General features: G+C 72.2%; 11 protein-coding genes. 9 read left to right on the forward strand and 2 right to left on the reverse strand.

The annotated features are described in order from the left end of the window. Window positions 1-110 precede the first annotated feature (110 nt). Window positions 111-1,223, forward strand: a complete 1,113-nt coding sequence (locus ACFY7C_RS24125) for a branched-chain amino acid aminotransferase (RefSeq protein ID WP_389654106.1) — start codon at window positions 111-113, stop codon at window positions 1,221-1,223. 11 nt (window positions 1,224-1,234) lie between these two features. On the opposite strand, the gene ACFY7C_RS24130 is transcribed toward ACFY7C_RS24125, so the two are convergent. Beyond that, window positions 1,235-2,728 carry a cytosine permease gene (locus ACFY7C_RS24130; RefSeq protein WP_389654108.1) on the reverse strand — a complete coding sequence of 498 codons (1,494 nt, stop codon included), beginning with the start codon at window positions 2,726-2,728 and terminating at the stop codon, window positions 1,235-1,237. Window positions 2,729-2,896: 168 nt separating this feature from the next. Between ACFY7C_RS24130 and ureA the strand changes: the two genes are divergently transcribed. The 8 genes from ureA (at window position 2,897) to ACFY7C_RS24170 (ending at window position 12,233) form a co-directional block, all read left to right on the forward strand. Beyond that, window positions 2,897-3,622: an urease subunit gamma gene (gene ureA / locus ACFY7C_RS24135; protein ID WP_389654110.1), complete on the forward strand. Its 726-nt coding sequence runs from the start codon at window positions 2,897-2,899 to the stop codon at window positions 3,620-3,622. Next, the gene (locus ACFY7C_RS24140; protein WP_389654112.1) at window positions 3,622-5,304 is read left to right on the forward strand and encodes an urease subunit alpha; all 1,683 of its coding nucleotides are present in this window, start codon (window positions 3,622-3,624) and stop codon (window positions 5,302-5,304) included. Before ureA ends, ACFY7C_RS24140 begins: the two co-directional genes overlap by 1 nt. Before the next feature lie 20 nt (window positions 5,305-5,324). Next, the gene (locus ACFY7C_RS24145) at window positions 5,325-6,353 is read left to right on the forward strand and encodes an agmatine/peptidylarginine deiminase (RefSeq protein WP_389654114.1); all 1,029 of its coding nucleotides are present in this window, start codon (window positions 5,325-5,327) and stop codon (window positions 6,351-6,353) included. 46 nt (window positions 6,354-6,399) lie between these two features. After that, a complete protein-coding gene (locus ACFY7C_RS24150; RefSeq protein WP_389654116.1) occupies window positions 6,400-6,834 on the forward strand; it encodes a hypothetical protein in 435 nt (144 codons plus the stop codon). Window positions 6,835-6,927: 93 nt separating this feature from the next. Further along, the gene (locus ACFY7C_RS24155; protein ID WP_389654487.1) at window positions 6,928-7,467 is read left to right on the forward strand and encodes a TetR/AcrR family transcriptional regulator; all 540 of its coding nucleotides are present in this window, start codon (window positions 6,928-6,930) and stop codon (window positions 7,465-7,467) included. Window positions 7,468-7,548: 81 nt separating this feature from the next. After that, window positions 7,549-8,892, forward strand: coding sequence for an MFS transporter (locus ACFY7C_RS24160; RefSeq protein ID WP_389654118.1), 1,344 nt, complete (start codon window positions 7,549-7,551; stop codon window positions 8,890-8,892). Between the two features lie 285 nt (window positions 8,893-9,177). Then, window positions 9,178-10,809 (forward strand): citramalate synthase, encoded by a 1,632-nt coding sequence (gene cimA / locus ACFY7C_RS24165; RefSeq protein WP_389654120.1) that lies wholly within the window; start codon window positions 9,178-9,180, stop codon window positions 10,807-10,809. Between the two features lie 68 nt (window positions 10,810-10,877). Further along, window positions 10,878-12,233 (forward strand): hypothetical protein, encoded by a 1,356-nt coding sequence (locus ACFY7C_RS24170; protein ID WP_389654122.1) that lies wholly within the window; start codon window positions 10,878-10,880, stop codon window positions 12,231-12,233. Window positions 12,234-12,251: 18 nt separating this feature from the next. On the opposite strand, the gene dnaN is transcribed toward ACFY7C_RS24170, so the two are convergent. After that, window positions 12,252-13,352 carry a DNA polymerase III subunit beta gene (gene dnaN / locus ACFY7C_RS24175; RefSeq protein ID WP_389654124.1) on the reverse strand — a complete coding sequence of 367 codons (1,101 nt, stop codon included), beginning with the start codon at window positions 13,350-13,352 and terminating at the stop codon, window positions 12,252-12,254. Window positions 13,353-13,517: the final 165 nt, after the last annotated feature.

Genomic DNA, 13,517 nt, shown 5'->3' on the forward strand with positions numbered 1-13,517 from the left:
AACGTGGGGCCGCGGCATGCGGGAAAGCTCGGACGTCCTAGCAGTACGGCGTGACTGCGGAGCGGCGTGAGCGCGGTCCGACCCACACAACCGGTGAAGGACAAGCACTCATGACGACGCCCACCATCGAGCTCAAGCCCTCCTCCAGCCCGCTGTCCGACGCGGAGCGCGAGGCGATCCTGGCCAACCCGGGATTCGGCCGGCACTTCACCGACCACATGGTCACCATCCGCTGGACGGAGGGCCGCGGCTGGCACGACGGCGAGCTCGTGCCGTACGGCCCGCTCTCCCTGGACCCGGCGACCAACGTCCTGCACTACGCGCAGGAGATCTTCGAGGGCCTGAAGGCCTACCGCCGCCCCGACGGCTCCGTCGCCAGCTTCCGCCCGGACGCCAACGCCCGCCGCTTCCAGCGCTCCGCGCACCGGCTCGGCATGCCCGAGCTGCCGGTCGAGACCTTCATCGAGGCCTGTGACGTCCTGGTCCGCCAGGACGAGGCGTGGGTGCCGGAGCACGGCGGCGAGGCGTCGCTCTACCTGCGACCCTTCATGATCGCGACCGAGGTCGGCCTCGGTGTCCGGCCGGCCAACGAGTACCTCTTCGTCGTCATCGCCTCCCCGGCGGGACCGTACTTCCCCGGCGGCGTGAAGCCCGTCTCCATCTGGGCGTCCGAGGACCGCGTCCGTGCCGTCCCCGGCGGCGTGGGCGACGCCAAGACCGGCGGCAACTACGCCGCCTCCCTGCTCGCGCAGGCGGAGGCGGCGGAGAAGGGCTGCGACCAGGTCTGCTACCTCGACGCGGTCGAGCACAAGTGGGTCGAGGAACTCGGCGGCATGAACCTCTACTTCGTCTACGGCGGCAAGGACGGCGAGAAGACGAGGATCGTCACCCCGACCCTCACCGGTTCGCTGCTCGCGGGCATCACCCGCGACTCCCTCCTCAAGCTCGCCGCCGACCTCGGCTACGAGCCCGAGGAGGGCCGGGTCTCCATCGACCAGTGGCAGCAGGACACCGCGAACGGCAGCCTCACCGAGGTCTTCGCGTGCGGCACCGCCGCCGTCATCACCCCGGTCGGCACGGTCAAGTCCGCCCGGGGCGAGTGGCAGCACTCGGGCGGTGAGCCCGGCGAGGTCACGATGAGGCTGCGCGAGACGCTGCTCGCCATCCAGACCGGCAAGGCCGAGGACGTCCACGGCTGGATGCACGAGCTGGGCGGCAAGTGACGGACGGGGAGTTACGACTCCGAGTCCACCAGGGCGCCCGGGACGGTCACCGTCCCGGGCGCTTTCGCGTCCGGAGCCGTCTCCCGCGCAGGCGCCGTCTCCTCGGCCGCGGCCGTCTCCGGTGCCGGAGCCTTCGCGGGCGTGAGCACCGCGTACAGCACACCGCCCACCAGCCCGGACAGCACGAAGCTGGCGTCGATCCCGCCGGTCAGGGAGAGCAGCGGCCCCTCGTAGAGCGGCGTCGACACGGCGGCCAGACCGACGGCCGCGCCGATCGCCCAGGAGGCGGTGGCGCGCGGGTGCCAGCCGGCCGAGAACCAGTAGACGCCGCCGCGCGAGCGCCGGTTGTAGACCTGGAGCGCCTCCGCGTCGTACGTACCGCGGCAACGCCGGTGTCCGATCAGGGTGATGACCGCCCACGGCGTGCCGATCGCGGTGAGCAGCAGCACGAACGAGGTCATGGCGGTCTGCGCGTCCGAGGCGAAGTGGCCGAGGAAGACGAAGGCGGTGGCGACCACCGCCACGACGAGGGTGGCGCGGGCCCGGGTGGCCTTCGGCAGGATCGCGTCGAGGTCGAGGCCCATCGAGTACAGCATCAGACCGGCGTTGCCGATGGAGCCGGCCGTCGCGGCGATCAGCAGCGGGACGAGGTACCAGACCGGCGAGGCGGCGACCAGCGGACCGGCGTAGTCGAGGCCGCCGCGGGCCGCCAGGGCGGTGACGGTGCCGAAGAGCTGGGGGATCAGCAGGCCGACGAGCAGGCCCAGACAGGTGGCGCGCCAGACGGACTTCTGGCTGTGCCGCTCGGGGGAGACGTAGCGGGTGTAGTCGCCGAGCAGGGTGATGAAGGCGACCGGGCCGCTGAGCCCGGCGGCGACGGCGGACAGCAGCCAGGTCGGCCAGAACGAGCCCAGCAGATACGGGGTGTCCGGCACCGCGGCGGTGGTGAAGTCGCCCGCGTAGGCGAAGAGTCCGACGGCGAGCAGCACGGTCATGCCGACGGCGAGGCCCTTGCTCAGCTTCAGCAGCAGCCGGTAGCCGAAGACCGCGGCGACCACGGTGAGGGCGGCGAGCAGCGCGTAGACGGCGGCGTGGGTGGCGTCGCCGGTGGGCAGGCCGATCAGGCGCTCCAGCGTGCCGACCATCACGTCGCCGCCGATCCACAGGGTCAGCGCGGTGTAGCCGAGGGAGAGCAGCAGGCCCACCACCGAGCCGACCAGCCGGCCGCGGACGCCGAAGAAGGCGCCGGAGGAGGTGGAGAGGTTGGTGGCGGTGCGCAGCGAGACGAGCGCGAGCGGGGCGGTGACGGCGACGCCGACGAGGGTGCCGGCGACGACGGAGGTCACCGAGCCCCACAGGTCGAGCCCGAAGGAGACCGGGAGCCAGCCGAAGACGATCACGCCGAGGCAGAGGTTCGAGCCGAGCAGGATCGAGACGAGATCGCGGGGGCCGCTGGTGCGTTCCGCCTCGGGGATGGTGTCGACTCCGCGCTGTTCTATCGCCATGGGGACTCCCGGGGGAATGGGGGGGGACGGGGGAAGGGCGGCGTGGGGGGATTTAGAGTGACGTTCAATGTGACTCACGTCGTCCGGTCACGTCAATGCTTGGAAGCTGCGGTTTCAGCATTTAGAGTGTTGCTCAAATATGTCGCTCACGCAGGAGGTGTTTGGGGCGTGCGACTGACCCCCACGGAACGCGACCGGCTGCTGATCTTCGGAGCCGCCGAGCTCGCCCGCGCCCGCCGGGCCCGTGGCCTGAGGCTGAATGTGCCCGAGGCCACCGCCCTCATCGCCGACACCGTCTGCGAGGCCGCCCGCGACGGCAAGCGACTCGCCGAGGCGATCGAGGCGGCCCGCTCCGTCCTCGGCCCCGACGACGTCCTGCCGGGCGTCGCCGACGTCGTCACCGAGGTCCATGTCGAGGCCGTCTTCGACGACGGATCACGGCTGGCCGTCGTCTCCGACCCCATCGGCGGGGGCTCCCTGGGAGCGGGCGCGCCCGGCGCGCTGCTCCCCGGGCCCGCGTACGAGGAGGCGGAGCCGGCCGTCACGCTGACCGTCCGCAACACCGCGACGGTCCCGGTCAGCGTGACCTCCCACTTCCACTTCTTCGAGGCCAACCCGCGGCTGGCCTTCGAACGCGCCGCCGCGTACGGCATGCGCCTGGCCATCCCGGCCGGCGCGTCCTTCCGCTTCGACCCGGGCGGCGAGGCCGAGGTCGGCCTCGTCCCCATCGGCGGCGCCCGTGTCGCCATCGGCTTCGCGGGCCTGGTCGACGGACCGCTGGACGCCCCCGGAGCGAAGGAGGAGGCCCTGCGCAGGGCCGCCGCCTGCGGATACCTGGGTGTCGAGACCACCGCGCCCGGCGCGCCCGGCGAGCCCGAGAAGGAGGGCAACTGATGGACCCCTACGAGTACGCCTCCGTGCACGGCCCGCGGGCCGGCGACCGGGTCGTCCTGGGCGACTCCGGCCTCGTCGTACGCGTCGAGTCCGACTCCCAGCGGGCCGGCGACGAGTTCCTGGCCGGCTTCGGCAAGACCGCCCGCGACGGGCTGCACCTCAAGGCCGCCGCCGTCCGCGAGACCTGCGACGTCGTGATCAGCAACGTCCTGGTCATCGACGCCGTCCAGGGCATCCGCAAGGTCTCCATCGGCATCCGCGAGGGCCGGATCCACGCCATCGGCCGGGCCGGCAACCCCGACACCCTCGACGGCGTCGACGTCGTCGTCGGCACCGGCACCTCGATCGTCTCCGGCGAGGGCCTGATCGCCACCGCAGGCGCCGTCGACACCCACGTCCACCTGCTCTCGCCCCGGATCATGGAGGCCTCGCTCTCCAGCGGCGTCACCACGGTCATCGGGCAGGAGTTCGGCCCCGTCTGGGGCGTCGGCGTCAACTCGCCCTGGGCGCTCAAGCACGCCTTCAACGCCTTCGACGCCTGGCCGGTCAACGTCGGCTTCCTCGGCCGCGGCTCCTCCTCGGACCCGGCGCCCCTCGTCGAGGCCCTGGCCGAGGGCGGCGCGTCCGGCTTCAAGGTCCACGAGGACATGGGCGCCCACACCCGCGCCCTCGACACCGCCCTCCGGGTCGCCGAGGAGTACGACGTGCAGGTCGCCCTGCACTCGGACGGCCTCAACGAGTGCCTGTCGGTGGAGGACACCCTGGCCGTCCTGGAGGGCCGGACGATCCACGCCTTCCACATCGAGGGCTGCGGCGGCGGACACGTACCGAACGTTCTGAAGATGGCGGGCGTGCCGAACGTCATCGGCTCCTCCACCAATCCCACCCTGCCCTTCGGCCGCGACGCGGTCGCCGAGCACTACGGGATGATCGTCTCCGTCCACGACCTGAAGACCGACCTGCCCGGCGACGCCGCCATGGCGCGCGACCGGATCCGGGCCGGGACGATGGGCGCGGAGGACGTCCTGCACGACCTGGGCGCGATCGGGATCACCTCGTCCGACGCACAGGGCATGGGAAGGGCCGGCGAGACCGTACGCCGGACCTTCGCCATGGCCGGGAAGATGAAGGCCGAGCTGGGCCCCCTGGAGGGCGACGGCGCGCACGACGACAACGCGCGCGTGCTCCGCTACATGGCCAAGCTCACCATCAACCCGGCGATCGCCCACGGCCTCGCCCACGAGATCGGCTCGATCGAGGTCGGCAAGCTGGCCGACATCGTGCTGTGGCGGCCGGAGTACTTCGGCGCCAAGCCGCAGCTGGTGCTGAAGTCCGGTTTCCCCGCGTGGGGGGTCGTGGGCGATCCGAACGCGGCCACGGACACCTGCGAACCGCTCGTCCTCGGCCCGCTGTTCGGCGGGCACGGCGCGACCGCCGCCGACATCTCGGTCGCGTTCGTCGCCCAGGCCGCGATCGACCTCGGCTCCGACCGCATGCCGACCCGCCGCCGGCGCGTCCCGGTGCGCGGCACCCGGGGGATCGGCCCCGGCAACCTGCTCCTCAACTCGCGCATCGGCGACGTCCAGGTCGACGGCCGCACCGGCCTGGTGTCCCTCGACGGCTCCCCGATCCGCTCGGAGGCGGCCGAGTCCGTCTCGCTCAACCGCCTCTACTTCCTCTGACCTGCTTAGGACCCGTACTCATGACGTACCGCATGCCCGCCGAGTGGACCCCCCACGAGCGGACCTGGATGGCCTGGCCCAGCACCAACCCCACCTTCACCAACGAGGAGGAGCTGGCCGAGGCCCGTGAGGCGTGGGCGTCCGTGGCCCGCGCCGTGCGCCGCTTCGAGCCGGTGACGATGGTCGTGGCCCCCGGCGACGGCGAGTCCGCCCGCGCCCTGCTCGGCGACGACGTCGAGCTGGTCGAGCGCGAGCTGGACGACGCCTGGATGCGGGACATCGGCCCCACCTTCGTCAAGGACGAGGAGGGCCGGATCGCCGCCGTGGACTGGGTGTTCAACGGTTGGGGCGCCCAGGACTGGGCCCGCTGGGAGCACGACTCCAAGATCGCCCGCCATGTCGCCGACGTGGCCGGCGTGCCGGTGGTGAGCAGCGCTCTTGTCAACGAGGGCGGCGCCATCCACGTCGACGGCGAGGGCACCGTCCTGCTCACCGACACGGTGCAGCTGGGCGCGGGCCGCAACCCCGAGTGGACCCGTCAGGAGGTCGAGGCCGAGATCCACGCCAGGCTCGGCACCACCAAGGCGATCTGGCTCCCGCACGGCCTGGCCGGCGACTACGGCCTGTACGGCACCCAGGGCCACGTCGACATCGTCGCCGCCTTCGCCCGCCCCGGCACGGTCCTGGTCCACAGCCAGCAGGACCCGGCCCACCCCGACCACGAGCGCTCCCGGCTCTACGTCAACCTCCTGCGCGGCCAGACCGACGCCCAGGGCCGCCCCCTGGAGGTCATCGAGGTTCCGGCCCCGACCGTCCTGAAGGACGAGGAGGGCGACTGGGTCGACTACTCGTACATCAACCACTACCTCTGCAACGGCGGCGTGGTGCTGTGCGGCTTCGACGACCCGAACGACGAGGTCGCGGCCGGGATCTTCCGCCGGCTCTTCCCGGAGCGGGAGGTCGTCCTGGTCGACGCCCGCCCGATCTTCGCGGGCGGCGGCGGCATCCACTGCATCACCCAGCAGCAGCCGGCGGGCCCGACGGCCTAGCCAAATCCGCTGGTCATGGCCGCACGCCCCGTGACAGCGTGCGGCCATGACCACGCACTCCTCCGGCCGCTACAGCCTCACGTATCTGTACTCCGTCCCCGACGACGCCTGGTACGTGGAGCTGGACGAGGTGGACGGCCTGCGGCAGCTGGCCATCGGGATCGTGCCGGACGAGGATCCGGCGCGGGAGCCGACGGTCTGCTTCGACACCCGCGGGGGCGAGCGGCACATCCCGTACGACGTCCTGCGCTGGTTCATGAAGGCGGTCGACGAGGAGATCCGCACCTCCCGCGCCTGGATGGAGCTGCGCCCCGACCTCGTCGAGCTGATCCATGCCCTGCGGCAGGAGGACCTCGGCGTGATCGACGACGACGATCTGCCGCCCGTCCTCGCCCGGCTGCGCGCCACCCTGCCCGAAGCCGACCTCGCCGTCGTGATGCGCCATGCCTACGGGCGTGGGCCCGACGGCGGCATCCTGTAGAACGTACGAGTGAGTCAGAGCAGCAACCCGCCCCATCACCCCCGCCGCCGCAACCAGGCGGCCCCGCCGCGCGAGGACGTCCTCGCCGCCGCCATGGACACCATCGCCGAGCGCGGACTCGACGGGCTCACCATGGCCGGCCTCGGGCGGCAGGTCGGGATGAGCAGCGGGCACCTCCTCTACTACTTCCGCACCAAGGACGAGCTGCTGCTGCGCACCCTGGAGTGGAGCGAGGGCCGGCTCGGCGCCGAGCGCAGCGCGCTGCTGTCCGGCCCCGGCACCGCGCGGGAGCGGCTCGACGGCTATGTCGACGTGTACGTGCCCGACGGGCCACGCGACCCGCACTGGACGCTCTGGCTGGAGGTCTGGAACCGCTCGCAGAACGCCGACGACGACGCCCGCGCCCGGCAGGCCGCCATCGAGGGCGCCTGGCACCGGGACCTCGTCGCGATCATCGCCGAGGGCGTGTCGCGCGGTGAGTTCCGGGCCGTCGACCCGGACCGGTTCGCGCACCGGATGCGGGCCCTGCTCGACGGGTTCAGCGTGCACGTCGCCGTCGGCATCCCCGGCACCGGACGGGCCCAAGTCCTCGCCCACGTCAGGGAGTTCATCGCCGAAACCCTGATCCCGTGATCTTTAGGTACGCAAGTACTCCCGATCGTTGCGCGTTGCACCCTTGTTGCGGCCGGGCCGCCTCCGGCACGGTTCGGGGCCATGGGACGAGAGCACTGGAAGAAGATCTGGGTCGGCTCGGCCGGAAACATGGTCGAGTGGTTCGACTGGTTCGTGTACGCGAGCTTCGCGACCTACTTCGCGGGGGCGTTCTTCCCCGAGGGGAACGACACCGCCAAGCTCATGAACACGGCCGGCATCTTCGCCGTCGGCTTCTTCATGCGGCCGGTCGGCGGCTGGCTGCTCGGCCGGGTCGGTGACCGCAAGGGCCGCAAGGCGGCCCTGACCCTCACCGTGACGCTGATGTCCGCCTCGGCGGTCCTCATCGCCGTCGCCCCCACCTACTCCGTCGCTGGATACGGCGGCGCCGCCGTCCTCCTCGTGGCCCGGCTCCTCCAGGGCCTGTCCGTCGGCGGCGAGTACGCCGCCAGCGCCACCTACCTCACCGAGGCCTCCGCCCCCGAGCACCGCGGCTTCGCCTCCAGCTTCCAGTACGTGTCGATGACCGCCGGCCAGATCCTGGGCCTCGGCCTCCAGATCGTGCTGCAGCGGACCATGTCCGCCGACGCCCTGCACAGCTGGGGCTGGCGCATCCCCTTCATCATCGGCGCCCTCGGCGCGGCGGTGGTCTTCTACCTGCGCCGCAACATGCTGGAGACCGAGGTGTACGAGGAGACCGCCGACGCCGGCGTCGAGAGCGGCGAGAAGGGCACCCTCAAGGCCCTGTGGGCGCACAAGCGCGAGGCCTTCCTCGTCATCGCGCTCACCATGGGCGGCACGGTCGCCTACTACACGTACACCACCTACCTCACCAAGTACCTGTCCAACTCCGCCGGTCTGTCCAAGCAGACGGCCACCCTGGTGTCCTTCTGCGCGCTGATCGTCTTCGCCTGCCTCCAGCCGCTGGCCGGCCGGCTCTCCGACCGGATCGGCCGCCGCCCGCTGCTGATCACCTTCGCGGTCGGCTCCACCCTCCTCACCGTGCCGATCATGACGCTGCTGCGGCACGCGGGCTCCTTCTGGCCGGCCCTCGGCCTGTCCCTGCTCGCGCTCGTCGTCATCACCGGCTACACCTCGATCAACGCCTGTGTGAAGGCCGAGCTCTTCCCGACCGGTGTGCGCGCCCTCGGCGTCGCCCTGCCCTACGCGATCGCCAACGCCCTCTTCGGCGGCACGGCGGAGTACGTCGCCCTGTGGTTCAAGGACGCGGGCGTCGAGTCCGGCTACTACTGGTACGTCGCGGGCTGCGCGGCCGTCTCCCTGATCGTGTACGTCACCATGCGCGAGACCCGCGACATCGACCTGGGCCGGGTCGGCCGCACCGAACGCGAGCCCGCCGCCACGCCCGTACGGACGAGGGAAGCCGCCGCGGATTCCGCATCGTGAGATTCGCGTCCGCCGTCGCGCGCGGGTGTGGCAGACTTCCGGCGTGCTCGCTACCACCATGATTATCGGCAGCAGCGCGCCGGTCCGCAGTGACCGCTGAACCGCGGGACTCCACCCCCGCGGCAGCGGCCACCGTGCCCCAGACCCGCGCGCAGACCTCTCGCACCCGCGAGGGGTTTTTTCGTTTTCCGGCCCCACCAATCGCCGGAAGCGGACAGCGCGTGAGAATGGGGGCAAGTGGATCCAGACCTTCCGGAGCCACATCCGACAGGAGCCATCAGAGTCATGACCACGGAGAACGGCGAGAGCTCGCGGCTGGACGCCGGCCACGTCGACGACAGCTTCCACGTCTTCGACACGACGCTGCGCGACGGGGCGCAGCGTGAAGGCATCAACCTCACCGTCGCGGACAAGCTGACCATCGCGCGACACCTCGACGAGTTCGGCGTGGGCTTCATCGAGGGCGGCTGGCCCGGAGCCAACCCGCGCGACACGGAGTTCTTCGCCCGCGCCAAGCAGGAGATCGAGTTCCGCAACGCGCAGCTCGTCGCCTTCGGCGCCACCCGCAGGGCCGGCGGCAACGCCGCCGAGGACCCGCAGGTCAAGGCGCTGCTCGACTCCGGTGCTCCGGTGATCACCCTGGTCGCCAAGTCGCACGACCGGCATGTCGAGCTGGCCCTGCGCACCACCCTGGACGAGAACCTGGAGATGGTCCGCGACACCGTCTCCTACCTGCGCTCCCAGGGCCGCCGGGTCTTCGTCGACTGCGAGCACTTCTTCGACGGCTACAAGGGCAACCCGGACTACGCCAAGGCCGTGGTCCGCGCCGCCCACGAGGCCGGCGCCGACGTGGTCGTCCTGTGCGACACCAACGGCGGCATGCTGCCCGCCCAGATCCAGGCCGTCGTCGCCACCGTCCTCGCCGACACCGGCGCCCGCCTCGGCATCCACGCCCAGGACGACACCGGCTGCGCCGTCGCCAACACCCTCGCCGCCGTCGACGCCGGCGCCACCCACGTCCAGTGCACGGCCAACGGCTACGGCGAGCGGGTGGGCAACGCCAACCTCTTCCCCGTGGTCGCGGCCCTGGAGCTGAAGTACGGCAAGAAGGTGCTGCCCGAGGGCGCGCTCGCCGAGATGACCCGGATCTCGCACGCCATCGCCGAGGTCGTCAACCTCACCCCCTCCACCCACCAGCCGTACGTGGGCGTCTCCGCCTTCGCGCACAAGGCGGGCCTGCACGCCTCCGCCATCAAGGTGGACCCGGACCTCTACCAGCACATCGACCCCGAGCTGGTCGGCAACACCATGCGGATGCTCGTCTCCGACATGGCCGGCCGCGCCTCCATCGAGCTCAAGGGCAAGGAGCTCGGCGTCGACCTGGGCGACGACCGGGCCCTCGTCGCCCGGGTGGTCGAGCGGGTCAAGGAGCGCGAGCTCCAGGGCTACACCTACGAGGCGGCCGACGCCTCCTTCGAGCTGCTGCTCCGCGAGGAGGCCGAGGGCAGGCCCCGCCGCTACTTCCGTACGGAGTCGTGGCGGGCGATCGTCGAGGACCGCCCGGACGGCACCCACGCCAACGAGGCCACGGTGAAGCTGTGGGCCAAGGGCGAGCGGATCGTCGCCACCGCCGAGGGCAACGGCCCCGTCAACGCCCTCGACCGGGCGATGCGCGTCGCCCTGGAGCGGATCTACCCGCAGCTCGCCAAGTTCGAGCTGGTCGACTACAAGGTCCGCATCCTGGAGGGCCGCCACGGCACCGAGTCCACCACCCGGGTCCTGATCACCACCAGCGACGGCAACGGGGAGTGGTCGACGGTGGGCGTCGGAGAGAACGTCATCGCCGCCTCCTGGCAGGCCCTGGAGGACGCCTTCACCTACGGACTGCTGCGGGTGGGCATCGAACCGGCGGAATAGTCGCCTTCGCCGCATTTAGGGATATGCCTGCTATGTCCTGTTCGGCGCCGTTCGGGTAGCGTCGAACCATGAGGACCAGGGCGATACCGGTGATGCCGGCACTGTCGGCCCTCGCCGGGCTGATACTCCTGCTGCTCCTGGTCCTGGCACCCACCGCGGGTGCCAGGACCACGGGCATATCCGACGCCGCCGCCGCCCTCAAGCAGGGCCCGGTGTACGTCGACCCCGGCGCGGCCGCCCAGCTGTCGCGGGCCGACGCGGACGCCCTCGCCGAGAAGATCAAGGACGCCGACAAGCCGCTCTTCGTGGCCGTACTGCCCGCGAACGCGCAGTTCCCGCCCGAGGACCTGTTCCAGAACCTGCGCACCCAGACCGGCATCACCGGGCTCTACGCGATCCGCCTCGGCGACGGCTTCGACGCCAAGGCCGACCGGTCGGTGATGTCCTCCGACGCCGTGGACAACCTCGTCACCTCCGTACGGCAGCCCGGTGTGGACGCCAGGACGGAGCTGAACAACTTCGTCGACCAGGCCCTGCCCACCCTGCGCGGCTCCGCGCCCGCGAGCTGGGGCACCGTCGGCCAGGACTCCGGAGTGCCGGTGGCCGGACTGGTCACCCTGGGCGCGGTCGCCGCGGCCGGCGGCGCCGGAGCCTACGCGGTCGTCCGGCAGAAGCGGCGCCGCAAGGAGGCCGAGGAGCGAGAGGCCCTCGACAGGCTGCGGGTCGTGGTCGACGAGGACATCACCGCCTTCGGCGAGGAGCTGGAGCGGCTCGACTTCCATCCGGCGGAGGCGGGCGCGGACGACGCCATGCGGGGCGACTACGAGCGGGCCCTCGACTCCTACGACCAGGCGAAGTCCCTCATGGGCTCCGCGACCCACCCGCACGACGTGCGCGCGGTCACCCAGGCCCTGGAGGACGGCCGCTGGTCGCTCGCCGTCCTGGCCGCCCGCCGCGAGGGCCGGCCGCTGCCCGAGCGGCGCCCGCCCTGCTTCTTCGACCCGCGCCACGGCCCCTCCGCGGAGGACCGCACCTGGACGCCGGCGGGCGGCGCCGCCCGGCAGGTCCCGGTCTGCGCCGCCGACGCGGCCCGCCTGGACGAGGGCCTCGACCCGCAGGCCCGCACCGTCGCCACCGACGGCGGCCGCCGCCCCTACTGGGAGGCGGGACCGGCGTACGGCCCGTGGGCCGGCGGCTATTTCGGCGGCGGCCTGCTGCCCGGCCTGCTCATGGGCACCATGCTCGGCTCGATGCTCGCCACCCCGGCCTACGCCGGCGAATACGGCGGCGGTGACTTCCAGGACTTCCAGGGCGGCGACTTCTCCGGCGCCGACTTCAGCTCCGGCGACTTCGGCTCCGGCGACTTCGGCGGCGGCGGAGGCTTCGACGGGGGCGGAGGCTTCGACGGCGGCGGAGGCTTCTGAACGCCGGACCCCCTCGGGTCAGACCAGCGGCTTCACCGACATCAGCAGATGGCGGTGGGCGTCGCCCTCCCCGGCGGTGATCAGCGCCCGCTGCCCCGGACCGAGCAGCCGCAGCCGCAGCGTGGAGGCCTCGAACGAGCCGAGCGCGTCGAGCAGATAGCCCGGGTTGAAGGCGACCGTCATCGACTCGGCCCCGGTCAGCGCGGCCGGCAGCCGCTGCGAGGCCACGTCGTCCTCGTACCCGGCCTGAAGGTGCACCGTCGTGCCGTCGAACGCGAGCTGCACCGGACTGTCGCCCTCCGCCACCACCGCGACCCGCCGCACCGCCTCGACCAGCGGGGCCCGCTCGGTGACGGCCACCGCGTGCTCCCCGAGCGCGAAGAGCTTGTCGTGCCGGGGCAGCCGGCCGTCGAGGAGGCGGGTCGTCGTCCGCATGCCGCCGCTCTCGAAGCCGAACGAGCCGCCGTCAAGGGCGAGCCGGACCGTCCCCGCACCGGCCAGCGAGCGCGCGATCTCGGTGAGCCGGCGCGCGGGCACCACCACGTCGGCGGCCGCCTTCGCGCCGGCGTCCGGCTTCCACTCCAGGGTGCGCACCGCGTACCGGTAGCGGTCGGTGGCGGCCAGTGTCATCGTCGTGCCGTCCAGGCCGAGCCGTATCCCGGTCAGCACCGGCAGCGAGTCGTCCCGGCCGGCCGCCACCGCCACGTGCCCCACGGCGGCGGCGAAGGCGTCCGCGTCCACCTCGCCGCACCACGCGGGCAGCGCGGGCTGGGCCGGATAGTCGTCCAGGGGCAGCAGCGAGAGCCCGAAACGGGCGTCACCGCCGGTCACCGAGAGGCGCGCCCCGTCGACCGCGAAGTCCACCGGGCCCTGCGGCAGCACCTTGCAGATGTCGAGCAGCCGCCGCCCGAGCACCAGCGCCCGGCCCTCGCGCCCGGTGTCGGCGTCCACCTCGATCCGGGCGGATGCCTCGTAGTCGAGACCCGAGACGCGCAGACCGCCGTCCGCCGCCTCCAGAAGCAGACCGCCGAGCACGGGGACGGGGGAGCGGACGGGCAGCACACGCGCGGCCCAGGCCACGGCCTCGGTCAACACACCGCTGTCGATACGGAATTCCATGCCGCCGACGCTAGCGGCCGCCACTGACAATCGAGCCGGCTGCGGCACGGGACCGGCGACGGGGCGGCACCGAGGCACGGCACCCGCCGGCCGGGATCCGCTGCCGGGACACGCAGCGGCGAGCCCGTGCGGGAATCCGGCCGCGCCGGTGATCGTTCCCTCCCC

The organism is Streptomyces sp. NPDC012769, assembly GCF_042901205.1.
Taxonomy (GTDB): domain Bacteria; phylum Actinomycetota; class Actinomycetes; order Streptomycetales; family Streptomycetaceae; genus Streptomyces.

Bases quoted from the DNA above. Each gene is read 5' to 3' on its own strand.
- ACFY7C_RS24160 (WP_389654118.1), top strand. From the start codon at position 7,549: ATGGGACGAGAGCACTGGAAGAAGATCTGGGTCGGCTCGGCCGGAAAC.
- ACFY7C_RS24130 (WP_389654108.1), bottom strand. From the start codon at position 2,728: ATGGCGATAGAACAGCGCGGAGTCGACACCATCCCCGAGGCGGAACGC.
- cimA (WP_389654120.1), top strand. From the start codon at position 9,178: ATGACCACGGAGAACGGCGAGAGCTCGCGGCTGGACGCCGGCCACGTC.
- ACFY7C_RS24150 (WP_389654116.1), top strand. From the start codon at position 6,400: ATGACCACGCACTCCTCCGGCCGCTACAGCCTCACGTATCTGTACTCC.
- dnaN (WP_389654124.1), bottom strand. From the start codon at position 13,352: ATGGAATTCCGTATCGACAGCGGTGTGTTGACCGAGGCCGTGGCCTGG.
- ACFY7C_RS24155 (WP_389654487.1), top strand. From the start codon at position 6,928: ATGGACACCATCGCCGAGCGCGGACTCGACGGGCTCACCATGGCCGGC.
- ACFY7C_RS24140 (WP_389654112.1), top strand. From the start codon at position 3,622: ATGGACCCCTACGAGTACGCCTCCGTGCACGGCCCGCGGGCCGGCGAC.
- ACFY7C_RS24125 (WP_389654106.1), top strand. From the start codon at position 111: ATGACGACGCCCACCATCGAGCTCAAGCCCTCCTCCAGCCCGCTGTCC.
- ACFY7C_RS24170 (WP_389654122.1), top strand. From the start codon at position 10,878: ATGAGGACCAGGGCGATACCGGTGATGCCGGCACTGTCGGCCCTCGCC.
- ACFY7C_RS24145 (WP_389654114.1), top strand. From the start codon at position 5,325: ATGACGTACCGCATGCCCGCCGAGTGGACCCCCCACGAGCGGACCTGG.